Consider the following 13,097-nt stretch of genomic DNA (forward strand, 5'->3'; position numbering starts at 1 on the left):
TCGCCCACACCCCTACAACACTCTAGAAACGACTCCGATCCCCTAACTCTCGGCGCCCCGGCCGGTGTTCCCGGTACGGCCGCGGAGACCTTCGGCCTTTCGGCGTCCTTTTTGGAGGTGAAGGTCCTTGCGGGAGGAGCGCGGCCTCATTCCCAGCTGATACGCTCCGCCTCGGCAGCGGATCGCTCTGCTCCGCCTCGGCGATCCGCCGGCCTTCTCGACCGGACAGTGCGGTCCGGATTATCCAAGAACACGTTCACTCGTCAGAAATGACGGAATTCACGACCACCTCATCTGTGCACAAACCAGCGCAACAAGGATGGGCGATGAAATCGAACGATGTACGGACCGATGCGAGCGGCCGGAAAGGACCCGGCGGCGCTCGCCGCCCCGCGCTGATGCTCGCGGTCGCCACGACGGGGTTCACGGTGAACTTCTGGGCATGGGCGCTGCTCAGCCCGCTCGGCCCGCAGTTCAAGCGGACGCTCTCCCTGTCCGCCTCCCAGCAGGCCCTGCTGGTGGCGGTTCCGGTGATCATCGGCTCCCTTGGCCGGATTCCCGTCGGAGCCCTCACCGACCGGCTCGGCGGCAGGGTGACGTTCCCGCTCATCTCGGCCGCCGCCGTACCGCCGGTCCTGTTCGTCGGCCTGGCCGGGCAGCGGTCGCTGGCCGCGCTGCTCGCGGGCGGGCTCTGCCTCGGCGTCGCCGGGACGATCTTCGCCGTCGGCGTGCCCTTCGTCGCCTCCTGGTTCCCGCCCGAGCGCCGTGGCCTGGCCGTCGGCGTCTTCGGGATCGGCATGGGCGGCACGGCGATCAGCGCCCTGACCACGGTCGGGCTGACCCAGGCGGGCGGCCCCGCGGCGCCCTTTCTGCTCACCGCGGGCGTGCTGACCTGTTACGCCGTCGTCGCCTGTCTCGTCCTGCGGCACCCTCCCGGGCGTACGGCCCGCACCCCGGTGAGGGCACGGCCTTCTTCGGTGCCCTCGGGGCCCTCCGGGTCGTCGGGCATGGCCGCCGCGCTGCGGCTGCCGATCACCTGGCAGGCGTCCGTCCTGTACGCGGTGGCCTTCGGCGGATACGTCGCGTTCTCGGTCTACCTGCCGGTCTACCTGCAGACGGCCTACGGCCTCGAACAGGCGGACGCCGCCCGCAGGATGGCCGGGTTCGTGCTCGTCGCGGTCCTGGCGCGTCCCCTGGGCGGCTGGCTGTCCGACCGTTCGGGACCGCTTCCCATCCTGGTCACGGTCTTCGCCGTGCTCGCCGCCTGCGCCACGACGCAGGCGTTCACCCCGCCCCTCGCGCTCACCGGCACGGTCGCCTTCCTGACCATGGCCGCGGCGTTCGGCACGGGCAGCGGGGCCACCTTCGCCCTGGTCACCCTGGTCGCCCCGACCGATCTGGTCGGCTCGATCACCGGCCTGGTCGGTGCGGCGGGCGGCCTGGGCGGGTTCGTCCCGCCGCTGGTGATGGGACTCGACTACGGCAGGCTCGGCTCCTACGGCCTGAGCCTGGCCCTGCTCGCGGTGGCCTCGCTGGTGACCCTGCTGCTGACGGTGACCACGGTCCGCTCGACGGTCCGGCGCCACTCCTCCCCTGCGGGGTGTCAGGCGAGATAGTCCTCGACGGTGGCGACCTTTGCGTCGAGCCCGCCGTCCCGGCCCCGGCGGATGTCGGCCTTGAGCACGAGGCTGACCCGTCCGCACCGGGCCTCGACCGCGGCGACCGCGTCCTGCACCACGGCCATGACCTCCTCCCAGTTAGCCCCCTCGACGGTGGTGAACATCGCGTCCGTCCGGTTCGGCAGTCCCGAGGCGCGTACGACCCGTACGGCCTCGGCGACGAGCTCCCCGACGTCCTCCCCGGTGCCGATCGGGGTCACGCTGAACGCCACAAGGACTGACATGCCACTCTCCCTCACGTCCTGGGATGTCCCGCCTTGGAGTACGGCGGCACGCGTCAAAAATAGCGATCATGTGTATATGAAGGTACGAACGCCCCGCACCATCGCCGAAGCCGAGGCGATCCAGGACGAGCTGCGGCCCCTGGCCGACCTGACGGGTCCCGGCCCGCTGCGGCCCGCCAGGGTCGCCGGGGTGGACGTGGCCTACGAGGGGGAACGGCTCTCGGCGGCCGTGGCCGTACTGGACGGGGTGACGTTGGAGGTCGTCGAGCAGGTCATCGTCGGCGGCCGGGTGGCCTTCGACTACGTGCCGGGGCTGCTCGCCTTCCGGGAGATGCCCGCGCTCGTCGAGGCGCTCGGACGGCTGAGCACGCCGCCCGACCTGGTCGTCTGCGACGGGTACGGCCTGGCCCATCCCCGCAGGTTCGGCCTGGCCTGTCATCTGGGGGTGTTGACCGGCCTGCCCACGATCGGCGTCGGGAAGACCGCCTTCGTCGGCTCGTACTCGGCTCCGGGCACCGCGCGGGGATCGTGGAGCGACCTGGTCCTCGACGGCGAGGTGGTCGGACGCGTGCTGCGCACCCGGGACGGTGTCAAGCCGGTCTTCGTCTCGGTCGGCCACGGCGTGGACCTCGAAACCGCCTGTCACAACGTTCTCGCCCTGACCCCCCGGCACCGCCTGCCGGAGACGACTCGGATCTCTGACCGGTTGTCACGTATGGGTTTGATCGAAAATGTCGCCTTCGAGTGATTTGATCCTGTCATCGCGAAGAGATGGGGTGACAGTGGGCGACATCGAGTGGAGTGAGATCACCGGCGCGTGGAGCGACACGAACCTGAGGGAGATCCGCGAACGGCTGGCCGAGGGTTTCGACCCCGGGCAACGGCTTCCCTGGCTGGACTCGACACCCCTGCACCAGGCCGCCCAGGAGGGCGCGGTCCGGGTGATCGGGCTGCTGCTGGCCGCGGGGGCACAGGTCGACGCGACCGACGGCGACGGGGTGACCCCCCTCTGGGAGGCCGTACGGCACGGCCAGGACGAGGCGGTCAGGCTGCTGCTGGCGGCGGGCGCCGATCCGTGGAGGCCGTGCATCGCCGGGCGTTCCCCCGGCCTCCAGGCGCTCTTCACCGAGCTGGCCGACCTCTTCGCCCACCTGCCCGGTGCTCCCAGGATCGGCCCGAACCTGCGGGAGATCCAGGAGACCGTGGACGAGATGATGTTCTCCTACGAGGACTACCACGAGGAGTTCTGCATCGCGTTCGTCGGCGGCGTCACCGAGGAGGAGGTGGTCCGCCGCCTGGGGGCCGTGCCCGAGTGGTGCCCGCCCGTCAGGGGCGGGGAGCTGCGGCTGGCCGAGCGCGAGTCCCCCCTTGAGACCGTGCGGATCGCGAGCCCTCCCGGCGGTGGCGTCGTGCTCTTCCAGGCCGAGGGCATACTGCCGGTGCACGACGCCGTCGCCCGCCGCGTCACCTCGGGCGGCGGAGTCCTCGCCGGGGGCTTTCCGCTGACCAGCGGCTCGATCGACATATGGCGGGACGGCGTAAGCGTGGCCAGGCCGTCGGTGCACGAGCAGCTCGGCGACGACAGCCCTGTCGAGCTGTGGATGTGCCGGTTCGGCGACTGCGGGGCGCACCCGTCCACCTCGACGGAGCGGGCCCTGGCCCTGATGACGCTGCTGACCGCGACCTACATCACCGAGGAATGGCTGTGGAACACGCCCACGAGGGTGGTCCCCGTTGAACTGCGTCAGACGAGCTGAGGTGGATAGAGTCACAAAATCATGAAAAAACACACCATGACCACGCTGTGGGACGAGATTCCGGACGACGCCGACGATCTCATCGTGGTTCGTGGCGGGTTCAGACGCTACCTGTGCCTGTGCGGCAAACACCTGGCCGACCGCGACGCCGCCGAACTGCACGCGATGGAAACCAACCAGTGCACCACCTGCCTGGGCACCACGACCGAGCAGATCACCCCGAACTTCTCCCAGCCCTGCACCTCGTGCGCCGGAACCGGCAAACGCAAGGCACAGCTCAGCTGGGAACTCGCCTACGCCGAAGCCGAAGCCATGATCACCGTGGACCTCGTCCGCAAGCTGATCACCCCCCTGACCGAGCCCTTCCGGCTCTCCCAGGTCGCGGACGCCGTACGCGCGACCCTCGAACTGCCCGTCGGCCGGCTGCCGGTCGGCCCCCGCGTCCGCGACGTCCTGCGCGGGCTCGAGGCCAACGGCGAACTCGTCCTGGTCTCCGCCCCCGACGAACTCCTGCGCGGCACCACCGTCGTCCTCTACCGCGACCCCTACTGGCAACACGCCACGGAGTGAGCGGTCACGGGCGCGCGATCAGCGACTCCAGATAGCCGCACAGCGCCCGTTTCAGTTCCCCGGTCAGCGGGGGACGCTCGGCGGGGTCCGCCGCGGTGATCAGCGGGATCACCCCCTGCACGATGTGCACGCAGGTCAGCGCGGCACGGGCGCGCTCGGCGCCGTCCCGGTGCGGCGCCAGCTCCCCGATGACCTGCTCGACGCGCGCCCGCAGCGCCGTCTGGAGCGGCGCGAGCGCGGTGGCCAGCTCTGGCGGCATGTCGGGGCGCGCGAACAGCGCCTTGAAGCCGGGGTGGGCGAGGTTGAAGGCCACGATCGGATCGACGACCCGGTCGACCAGCTCCACGAGGCCGAGCCCCGCGGGGTCGGCGAGGTCGAGCGCGCCACGGTGCGCCCGCCCCAGCTCCAGGAGGTAGTCCTGGACGAGGGCCCGCGCGATGGCCTCCTTGTTGGTGAAGAACTGGTACAGCGAGCCCGGTGAGATCCCGGCCTCCGCCGCGATCTTGTTGGTGGTCGCGGCCTCGTACCCCAGCCGGGCGAACACCGTGGCCGCCGCGGCGAGGATCTCCGCGATGCGCCGTTCCCCGCGCGCCTGCCGTCTGCGCGGCCGTGGATCCTCCGTCGTCTCGGCCATCGGCCTCCCTTCTCTCGAACTCCGCTTGAAAAATACGAGCAATCACTCGTAATCTTCACTTGATGCGAGCGACTACTCGTAAAAATACTTCAACGGGGGAATCCATGCTCAGCAGACTCGCCGGTCTCGTGACCGGGCGCCCGGCATGGCTGGTCACGGCCGGGGTGATCGCCGCCGTCGTGGCGGCCCTCCTGGCCGCGGGGACCATGACGCGGCTGTCCCTCAACCGGTTCGAGGCGCCCGGCTCGGAGTCGGCGCGGGCCCGCGACGTCCTGGCCGAGCGCTTCGGAACCGGGGTGCCGAACGTCGCGCTCCTGGTGACCGCCAGCGAGGGCACCGTCGACGACCCCCGCGTCGTCGCGGCCGGTCGCGACCTCACCCGAAGGCTCGCCGCCCACCCCGGTGCCGGTGACGTCTGGTCGTACTGGACCACGGGCCAGGACACCCTGCGCAGCCGCGACGCCCGCGGCGCGCTCGTCCTCGCCTGGGTGCCCGGCAACGCCGACCACGTGCGCCGTGACGTCCTGCCCGGCCTGGTGCGGGCCTTCACCGGCCCGTCCGGCCCGGTCAAGGTCGAGGTCGGCGGCGGCGACGAGGTGTTCCGCCAGGTGATGGAGGAGTCGCGGAGCGACTTCACCCGTGCCGAGCTGATCATCGTGCCGATGGTGCTGCTGGCGCTGTGGTGGGTCTACCGGCGCCTGGCCGCCGCGCTGCTCACCCTCGGCGCCGGGCTGCTCGCCGTGGCCGGATCGATGGCACTGCTGCGCGGGGTGCTCGGCTTCGCCGAGGTCTCCACCTTCGCCGCCAACGTCTGCCTGGTCATGGGCATGGGCCTGGGCGTCGACTACGGCCTGTTCATGATCTTCCGGTTCCGGGAGGAGCGGCGCGGCGGCGCGGCGGTCCGCGCCGCCGTCGCCACGACCGTGCGCACCGCGGGCCGTACGGTGCTGTTCAGCGGCCTGACCGTCGCGGCCTCCCTGGCGGTGCTGCTGGTCTTTCCCTTTCCCTTCCTCGCCTCCTTCGGCTACGCCGGGATCGCGGTCGTCCTCGCCGCCGTGGCCTCCGCACTGGTCGTGCTGCCCGCCGCGCTCGTCCTGCTCGGCTCCCGCGTCGAGCGCCGCGGACAGGCCCCCTCTTCCTCCTCCCTCTGGTACGGCGCCGCGCTGGCGGTGACCCGGCACCCCCTGATGTCCGGCGGCGCCGCGCTGCTCGTGCTCGGCCTGCTCGGGGCGCCGTTCCTCGGCCTGCGCTTCGGAGCGCCCGACGACCGGGTGCTGCCCGCCTCGGCGCCGGCGCGCCTGCTGTACGACCAGGTCCGCACGGGGTTCGCCGCCGAGGACGCCGACGCCCTGCGGATCGTCGCCCCCACCGGCGACGCCGCGACGGCCGGGCCCTACGCCGCGGCCCTGTCCCGGCTTGAGGGCGTGGTGCGCGTCGACTCGGCCGCCGGGACCTTCGGCGGCGGGCGCAGGACCGGCGACCCCGCCCCGGCGCGGTTCACCGCGCACGACGGCCGTGGCGGGACCTGGCTTTCTGTCGTGGCCTCCTCCGCGCGGCTGGAGTCCGGCGCGAGCGACCTGGTGCGGGCCGTACGTGCCGTGCCCGCGCCCTTCGAGGTGCTCGTCGGCGGCTCCCCCGCCGAGGTGACCGACTACCACGACGGCGTCGCGGACCGCCTTCCGCTGGTCGCGGCACTGATCGTGCTGGTGACCCTCGTCGTGCTCTTCCTGATGACCGGCAGCGTCGTCGCCCCGCTGAAGACCTCGCTGCTCAATCTGGTGAGCCTGTCGGTGATGTTCGGCGCACTGGTGTGGATCTTCCAGGACGGCCACCTTTCGGGCCCGCTCGCCTTCACCCCGACCGGTTCGATCGAGCCGAGCATCCCCATCCTGATGTTCTGCGTCGCCTACGGCCTGTCGATGGACTACGAGATCTTCCTGCTGGCCCGGATCAAGGAGGAGTACGAGCGCACCGGCGACCCGCGCGGCTCGGTCGTGGCCGGTGTCTCCCGCGGCGCCCCGCTGGTGACCGCGGCCGCGGTGATCCTCGCGCTGTCGTTCGCCACCTACGCGACGAGCGGGGTCGTCTTCCTCAAGGAACTCGGCATCGGCATGGCGCTGACCGTCGCGGTCGACGCCACCGTGATCCGCGCGGTTCTGGTGCCCGCCCTGATGCGGCTGACGGGGAGCGCCAACTGGTGGGCCCCCGCGCCTCTTCGCCGCCTGCACCGTAGGATCGGCCTCACCGAGACGCCCGTCTCCCTTCCGGTCCCATCCGCCCCCGGGACGGGGCCGAACGCTGTTCACCAGCCTGACAGGCTGTGAAAATGTCCCTTTTGTTCCTTACAGGGACTCCATATCGAGCCGTCATATGCGATTTGGTATGCGGCCCCCCGGCGCCACACGCTGCACAGACGCCGATATACGGCCCACGAAAACGACGCGCAACAAAGTTGGGCCTTACCGGAAAGGTTCTTTACTATTAACCTTCCGGTGTGGACCTAGAAGTGCGTCATTTACGGGCGATCTGTGCGATCGCCGACTCGGGCAGCATTTCCAAGGCGGCGGCAGCTCTCAAGATGTCGCAGCCTGCGCTCGCCACACAGCTGCGACGCATCGAACGCATGTTCGGTGGACCGCTGTTCGAGCGGGGCCGGGAAGGAGCACGGCCCACACAGCTCGGCATGTGGGTGCTGGTCCGTTCACGCTCCCTGCTGCCGGCCTTCGACGAGCTCCGGCGTGACGGCATGCGCTACGCCGAACAGGCCGCGGAGAAGCTCAAAATCCGAGTGGGCTGTATGTCCAGCCATCTCGCGATAAATGTCATCAAGTGCCTCCATGAGCTGCTGGCCGGAGCGGACATCACCGTCCGCACCGAGGAGGCCATGGACCTGCTGCCCGGACTGCTGGAGTCCGAGCGGCTCGAACTCGCCACGCTCGGGGACTATCCGGGACACGAGCTCACCCCGCCCCCGGGAGTGGTGTACGCGGGTGTCGCCGTCGAGCCGATCTTCGTCGGCCTGGCCGCCACCCACCCGCTCGCCCAGCGGGAGGAGGTGGAGTTGCGCGACCTGGCCTGCGAGGACTGGACCCTGCACGCGCTGGCCGAGTCCGGTCACAGGGAACACTTCTGGGCGGCCTGCGCCCGGCAGGGCTTCGCACCGAAGATCGCCTACTCCGCCGACCTCAGCCTCGCCATCGACCTGATCGCCGCGGGACGCTGTGTGGGCATGTTCCAGGCGACCAGCAAGGGCTATCCGGGCATCGTCATCCGGCCGCTCGCCGGAACCCCGCTGCGGTTCCGGCACATGATCGGCTGGACCGAACACGGCCCCATCGCCAGGCACGGGCCCGACCTGGTTCAGGCGGTGACCAAGACCTACTGGTCCGAAGTACGGCGCGCACCGGTCTACGCCTCCTGGCTGAGGCGCCATGTGCCGCTCTCTCCGCCGGTCTAGACGACCATATCCCTTTCCTGCCAGGTTTGGCCGACCATATCTCCAAGTTATCCACATTCGTGGGGTACTCCACTCGGTCCCCGGAGTGTGAGCTTTGGTCCAGCCCAAACCGTCAGGGCTCCTTGCATCCCTCAAACCCCCCAAGGGACACCGAGAGGAGTCACCCCGCGTGAATCCCAAGGTCAAGTTAGGCGCGGTCGCCGTACTGGCCGCCGTCGCCATGGCCGCATCGTCCGTGGCGAGCGCCACAACCGCCGCCGCGGCCCCCGCTGCGGGCAACAGCGCCGCACTCGCGGCACCTGATCTGTCCGTGAGCAACATCCAGGCGCACCTGAACCAGTTCCAGTCGATCGCCAACAGCAACGGTGGCAACCGCTACAGCGGATCCGCCGGCTACACGGCGTCGCTGAACTACGTCAAGGGCAAGCTGGACGCGGCCGGTTTCACCACCACGATCCAGAACTTCAGCTACGGCGGACGCACCCAGTCCAACCTGATCGCCAACTGGCCGTCCGGCCCGGCCAGCCCCACCCTCATGCTGGGCAGCCACCTGGACAGCGTCTCCGCCGGTCCCGGCATCAACGACAACGGATCGGGTTCGGCCACCCTGCTGGAGCTGGCCCTGACCGTGGCCAACACCAAGCCGACCCTCAACAAGCACCTGCGCTTCGCCTGGTGGGCCGCCGAGGAGGCCGGCCTGGTCGGGTCGAGGTACTACGTGCAGAACACCGGCACGAGTGGGGTGGACACCTACCTCAACTTCGACATGACCGCCTCGCCCAACCCGGGCTACTTCGTCTACGACGACGTCCCGGCGATCCAGAAGGTCTTCAACGACTTCTACGCCAGCAAGAACATCCCGACCGAGATCGAGACCGAGGGCGACGGCCGCAGCGACCACACCGCCTTCAAGAACGCGGGCGTGAAGGTCGGTGGCATCTTCACCGGTGCCGAGACCCGCAAGTCCTCGGCGCAGGCGGCCAAGTGGGGCGGCCAGGCGGGCCAGCCCTTCGACCGCTGCTACCACTCCTCCTGTGACACCACCAGCAACATCAACGTCACCGCGCTGGACGTCAACGCCGACGCGATCGCGAACGCCGTGTGGAAGCTGGGCGTCAGCGACGCTCCCTCCAACGACTACTCGCTGTCGGTGAGCCCCTCCTCGGCCACCGTGCAGGCGGGTTCCTCGACCACGACGACGCTGAGCAGCCAGCTCGTCTCCGGCAGCTCGCAGTCGGTCTCGCTGAGCGCCTCCGGCGCCCCCGCGGGCACCACCGTGTCCTTCAGCCCGTCCACGATCTCCGTCCCCGGCAACTCGACGGTCACCGTCTCCACCTCCCCCTCGACCCCGTCGGGCACCTACACCATCACCCTGAACGGCAGCGCGGCCAGCGGCGCCAAGTCGGCCACCTTCAGGCTCACGGTCGGCGGCCAGCCTCCGACGGACGACTACGCGATCTCGGTCAACCCGAGCTCGCTGACCGTCCAGGCCGGCTCCTCGTCCTCGACCACGGTCAGCACCCAGACCACCTCGGGTAACGCGCAGTCGGTCTCGCTGAGCGCCTCCGGCGCCCCGGCGGGCACCACCGTGTCCTTCAGCCCGTCCACCGTCACCAGCGGTGGCAGCTCGACGGTCAACGTGGCCACCTCCTCCACGACCCCGACGGGCACCTACACCATCACCATCGCCGGCAGCGGCAGCGTGACCCACACGACCACCGTCTCCCTGACCGTCAACGGCAGCCAGAACGGTAACGAGTGGGCGGCCTGGAAGACCTACGCGACCGGTGACGTCGTCACCTACGGCGGCTCCAGCTACCGCTGCATCCAGGGACACACGGCCTACCCCGGCTGGGAGCCGCCGAACGTCCCCGCTCTCTGGCAGAAGATCTGAGCAGAGGATCGAACCGGCTGAACGGTTCTGATCGATCCACCGGAACCAACCAGGAAACCGGGTGACAGTACGGCGGGCGGCCACAACCGCCCGCCGTATCTGTGTCCGGGAATGCCCTGAAAAATGAGCTGATAGATCATTAATTACGCTGTTACGCTTCCAGCGCCGGCCGTGGGACTCCGGCGCGACTTCCGGAACCCGCATTTGAAGCGATGATTCGCAGTTCGCGCCCTCATTCCCCGGCCGGCCTCGGCATCGGACCCGGAGGCGACGATCGAAACCCACGTCGAAACCAGCGCGGACCTGATCGCCGCCGACGACGTCCTGCTCTTCGTGAACGCGGCGATCACCTCAACCGGCCAGCGTGAGTTCCACTCCGGCGCGGAGGAACAGAGCCTCTCGCTCGACTTCCTGCACCGTTACCTGCTGGGCAACTACCGTGACCTGTACACCGCCACCCTCGCCCTGGACGTCAACGACCACAACGCCGTGTTGATCGCCAAGCACCTGCTGACCACGGCGGCGGAGGCGGACCAGGAGCAGCGCCACGCCGAGGGACGGCTGATCGCCCGGCGGCTGGCCCTGCTGCCGCCGCCCCGGGTCTACGGGCTGTTCCGCGCGCTGCGCCGCGCCAAGGTCAACAACCGGCGCACCAGGGCGATCATGCGGGACTGGCTGGCCGCCCGCCCCGACCTCGCGTTCGACGCGGTGAAGTACCGCGGCGCCGTCAAGGACGTGGTCCGGCACGCCCATCTGCGGCCGGAGGGGGAGCTGGGGCCGTTCCTGTTTACCCCGCGCAGGAAGACCGCCTACGCGACGCCGATCCTGGAGACGTGGCGCAGGGCCCACTACGAGCAGGCCGCGCTGTACGGGCTGCCCTACACGGTGGCGGAGGGGTTCGCGGCGAAGCACCGCATCCCGCGTGCCGCCTTCCTTGAGCGCATCGCGCCCCGGCTCACCCGGCTGGAGCGCCTGCGGCTTCAGGAGTCGGCGCGCGGCCTGGGAGCCGAGGCGGTGCGGGCCGACCTGACCACGATGCCGCTGACCCGGCTGGCGTCGTACGTGCTCTCCCTCTCCCTGGACGAGCGCGCGCGCCGCCGTACCGAGCTGACCGGGGCGCTGCGCGCGGCGGCCCGCCGGACCGCGGGCGGGCAGGCCGGGAGCTGGGGGACGGTGGCCGCCGTCCTCGACGACAGCTTCTCCGCCTACGGGTCGGGCCACAAGCGCAGGCGCCCGCTCGCCGTCGCGCTCGCCTGTCACTTCCTGCTGGAGGCGCTGGCCCGCGAGTACACGCCGCTGTGGCTCTCCGGCCGCTCGGACGCGCTGCTCGCCCATCCGTACGGGGCCACACCCCTCGGCGAGCGTGTCCTCGACGCCCTCGAACTCCGGCCGGAACGTCTCATCGTCGTCTCCGACGGATGGGACAACTCACCGCCGGGACTCGCGGAGGAGGTGCTGCGGATCTGGCGCACCCGGCTCGACCCGCACCACGCCTGCGCCGTCACGCATCTCAACCCGGTCTACGACGCCGCCGACTTCGACGTACGGCGGCTGGCGCCGACCGTCCCGACCGCCGGGATCCGCGACGCCGAGAACCTCGTCGCCCTGGTGGAGCTGGCTCAGTTCGCGGACGGACGCACCGGGCTCCCCGAGCTGCGCGCCCACCTGGCACGCCGTGTCGAAGGCTTCCTCCTGGGGGACACATGACGGCTCTCACCCTCACCGGGTTGTCCACCCGCCCCGCGCAGACCTGGGGCGGCGTACGGCTCGTCCCTCTGGTCCGTCAGGAGCCGATCGAGGACCTTCGGCTGTCCGCCCAGATCTACGAGGAGGAGTTCGGCCTCGTCGAGGTGGCCCCGCGGGCCGCGTACCTCTCCTACATCCCGCACGGGTTCGTGGCGGACTGGACGCGCGACGGCTCCCCCGCCGCGGCGTACGGCACCCAGCTGCGGGGACCGGCGGAGCGCGACCACGTGCCCAGCGGGATGCCGCTGCACTTCCACCGCCGTATGGCCCGCAGGACCGGCGGGAACCGGCTGCGCTTCCTGCCCCTGCACCTGGCGCTTGAGGGCTACCTGTCGCTGCACTTCGGCGGGCCGGAGATCGCGTGGGAGGAGTGGTCGCGCCGCGCGATCGACCAGGGGCTCTCCCCTCGCGCCGAGGAGAGCTACTCCGGCGCCGAGGTCAGGGGCCTGCGGGACGCCCTGCGCATCTTCGAGATCCACCCCGGCCAGTGCGGCGTCCTGGTCTACGTCGCCGACGCCCTCGCCTCCGCGTTCGTGGTGCCGCATCCCGACGACTACCGCGCCCTGCACGCCACCCTCCTGCACGACCTGTACGGCGAGCTGATCCACCACTACGCGATGTACGGCATGGCGGCGCCCGACTTCCGCGCCCGCATCGTGGACGCGGAGGTCGGCTCCCTCGCCGACCTGCGCGCGCGGGCCCGTGAGCGGCAGGAGGAGTGGGCCTCCTTCCACGACGGGGTCATGGCGAACGGGCTGCTGCGGACGGACCACACCTACCGGCGCGTCTACGAGATGGACGGCTACCGTCTGTCCCGCTTCCTGCCGTCCTTCGAGCGGCGGCAGGAGAACCACATCGGAGAGCTCATCACCGACGACGCGGGCCGGCTCGCCTACCTCAAGACGTTCCGCCTGTCGGAGAACCAGGTCCGGCGCGGTCATCTGCTGACCCAGCTGGCCGCCTGCGGCTGGAACCTGGCCGAGACCGCGGCCGCGCTCGGCATGACCGAGCACGAACTCGCCCTGCGCGTCGAGGCCGCGGGTTTCGGTCATCTTCTCCGCCAGGACATCCTCGACCGTTACCGGGCCCGGGCGCGCCGGGCGCGGTAACGGATTGGCCCACCCGAAAAGGGTAGG

General features: G+C 70.4%; 11 protein-coding genes. 9 read left to right on the forward strand and 2 right to left on the reverse strand.

The genetic code is table 11. The annotated features are described in order from the left end of the window. The first annotated feature begins 326 nt into the window (after window positions 1-326). Window positions 327-1,616: an MFS transporter gene (locus tag ACFYY8_RS37160; RefSeq protein WP_390049368.1), complete on the forward strand. Its 1,290-nt coding sequence runs from the start codon at window positions 327-329 to the stop codon at window positions 1,614-1,616. Here the strand turns inward: ACFYY8_RS37160 and ACFYY8_RS37165 are convergent. Further along, window positions 1,604-1,903 (reverse strand): MTH1187 family thiamine-binding protein, encoded by a 300-nt coding sequence (locus ACFYY8_RS37165; protein WP_390049370.1) that lies wholly within the window; start codon window positions 1,901-1,903, stop codon window positions 1,604-1,606. The genes ACFYY8_RS37160 and ACFYY8_RS37165 overlap by 13 nt on opposite strands. 76 nt (window positions 1,904-1,979) lie before the next feature. Between ACFYY8_RS37165 and ACFYY8_RS37170 the strand changes: the two genes are divergently transcribed. The 3 genes from ACFYY8_RS37170 to ACFYY8_RS37180 are packed head-to-tail and all read left to right on the forward strand — an operon-like array spanning window position 1,980 to window position 4,230. Beyond that, window positions 1,980-2,651 (forward strand): endonuclease V, encoded by a 672-nt coding sequence (locus ACFYY8_RS37170; RefSeq protein ID WP_390049372.1) that lies wholly within the window; start codon window positions 1,980-1,982, stop codon window positions 2,649-2,651. A gap of 28 nt (window positions 2,652-2,679) precedes the next feature. Further along, complete coding sequence (locus tag ACFYY8_RS37175; protein ID WP_390049374.1) at window positions 2,680-3,660, forward strand: ankyrin repeat domain-containing protein; 981 nt, start codon at window positions 2,680-2,682, stop codon at window positions 3,658-3,660. Window positions 3,661-3,681: 21 nt separating this feature from the next. Further along, window positions 3,682-4,230, forward strand: coding sequence for a hypothetical protein (locus ACFYY8_RS37180; protein ID WP_390049376.1), 549 nt, complete (start codon window positions 3,682-3,684; stop codon window positions 4,228-4,230). A 4-nt stretch (window positions 4,231-4,234) separates the two neighbouring features. Here the strand turns inward: ACFYY8_RS37180 and ACFYY8_RS37185 are convergent, their stop codons facing one another. Then, on the reverse strand, window positions 4,235-4,864 hold the full coding sequence (locus ACFYY8_RS37185; RefSeq protein ID WP_390049378.1) for a TetR/AcrR family transcriptional regulator: 630 nt from the start codon (window positions 4,862-4,864) through the stop codon (window positions 4,235-4,237). Between the two features lie 104 nt (window positions 4,865-4,968). Between ACFYY8_RS37185 and ACFYY8_RS37190 the strand changes: the two genes are divergently transcribed. From ACFYY8_RS37190 to ACFYY8_RS37210, 5 genes are all read left to right on the forward strand, one after another. Continuing rightward, entirely contained in the window at window positions 4,969-7,188 is a 2,220-nt protein-coding gene (locus ACFYY8_RS37190) for an MMPL family transporter (RefSeq protein WP_390049380.1), read from the forward strand. A gap of 182 nt (window positions 7,189-7,370) precedes the next feature. Beyond that, window positions 7,371-8,321, forward strand: a complete 951-nt coding sequence (locus tag ACFYY8_RS37195; RefSeq protein ID WP_390049382.1) for a LysR family transcriptional regulator — start codon at window positions 7,371-7,373, stop codon at window positions 8,319-8,321. 169 nt (window positions 8,322-8,490) lie between these two features. Next, window positions 8,491-10,215 carry a M28 family peptidase gene (locus tag ACFYY8_RS37200; RefSeq protein ID WP_390049384.1) on the forward strand — a complete coding sequence of 575 codons (1,725 nt, stop codon included), beginning with the start codon at window positions 8,491-8,493 and terminating at the stop codon, window positions 10,213-10,215. 333 nt (window positions 10,216-10,548) lie between these two features. Next, window positions 10,549-11,922: a hypothetical protein gene (locus tag ACFYY8_RS37205; protein WP_390049386.1), complete on the forward strand. Its 1,374-nt coding sequence runs from the start codon at window positions 10,549-10,551 to the stop codon at window positions 11,920-11,922. Then, window positions 11,919-13,070, forward strand: a complete 1,152-nt coding sequence (locus tag ACFYY8_RS37210; protein WP_390049388.1) for a hypothetical protein — start codon at window positions 11,919-11,921, stop codon at window positions 13,068-13,070. The genes ACFYY8_RS37205 and ACFYY8_RS37210 overlap by 4 nt, the downstream gene beginning before the upstream one ends. Window positions 13,071-13,097: the final 27 nt, after the last annotated feature.

It is taken from the genome of Streptosporangium sp. NPDC001559 (genome assembly GCF_042893955.1).
In the GTDB taxonomy this organism is placed as follows: Bacteria; Actinomycetota; Actinomycetes; order Streptosporangiales; family Streptosporangiaceae; genus Streptosporangium.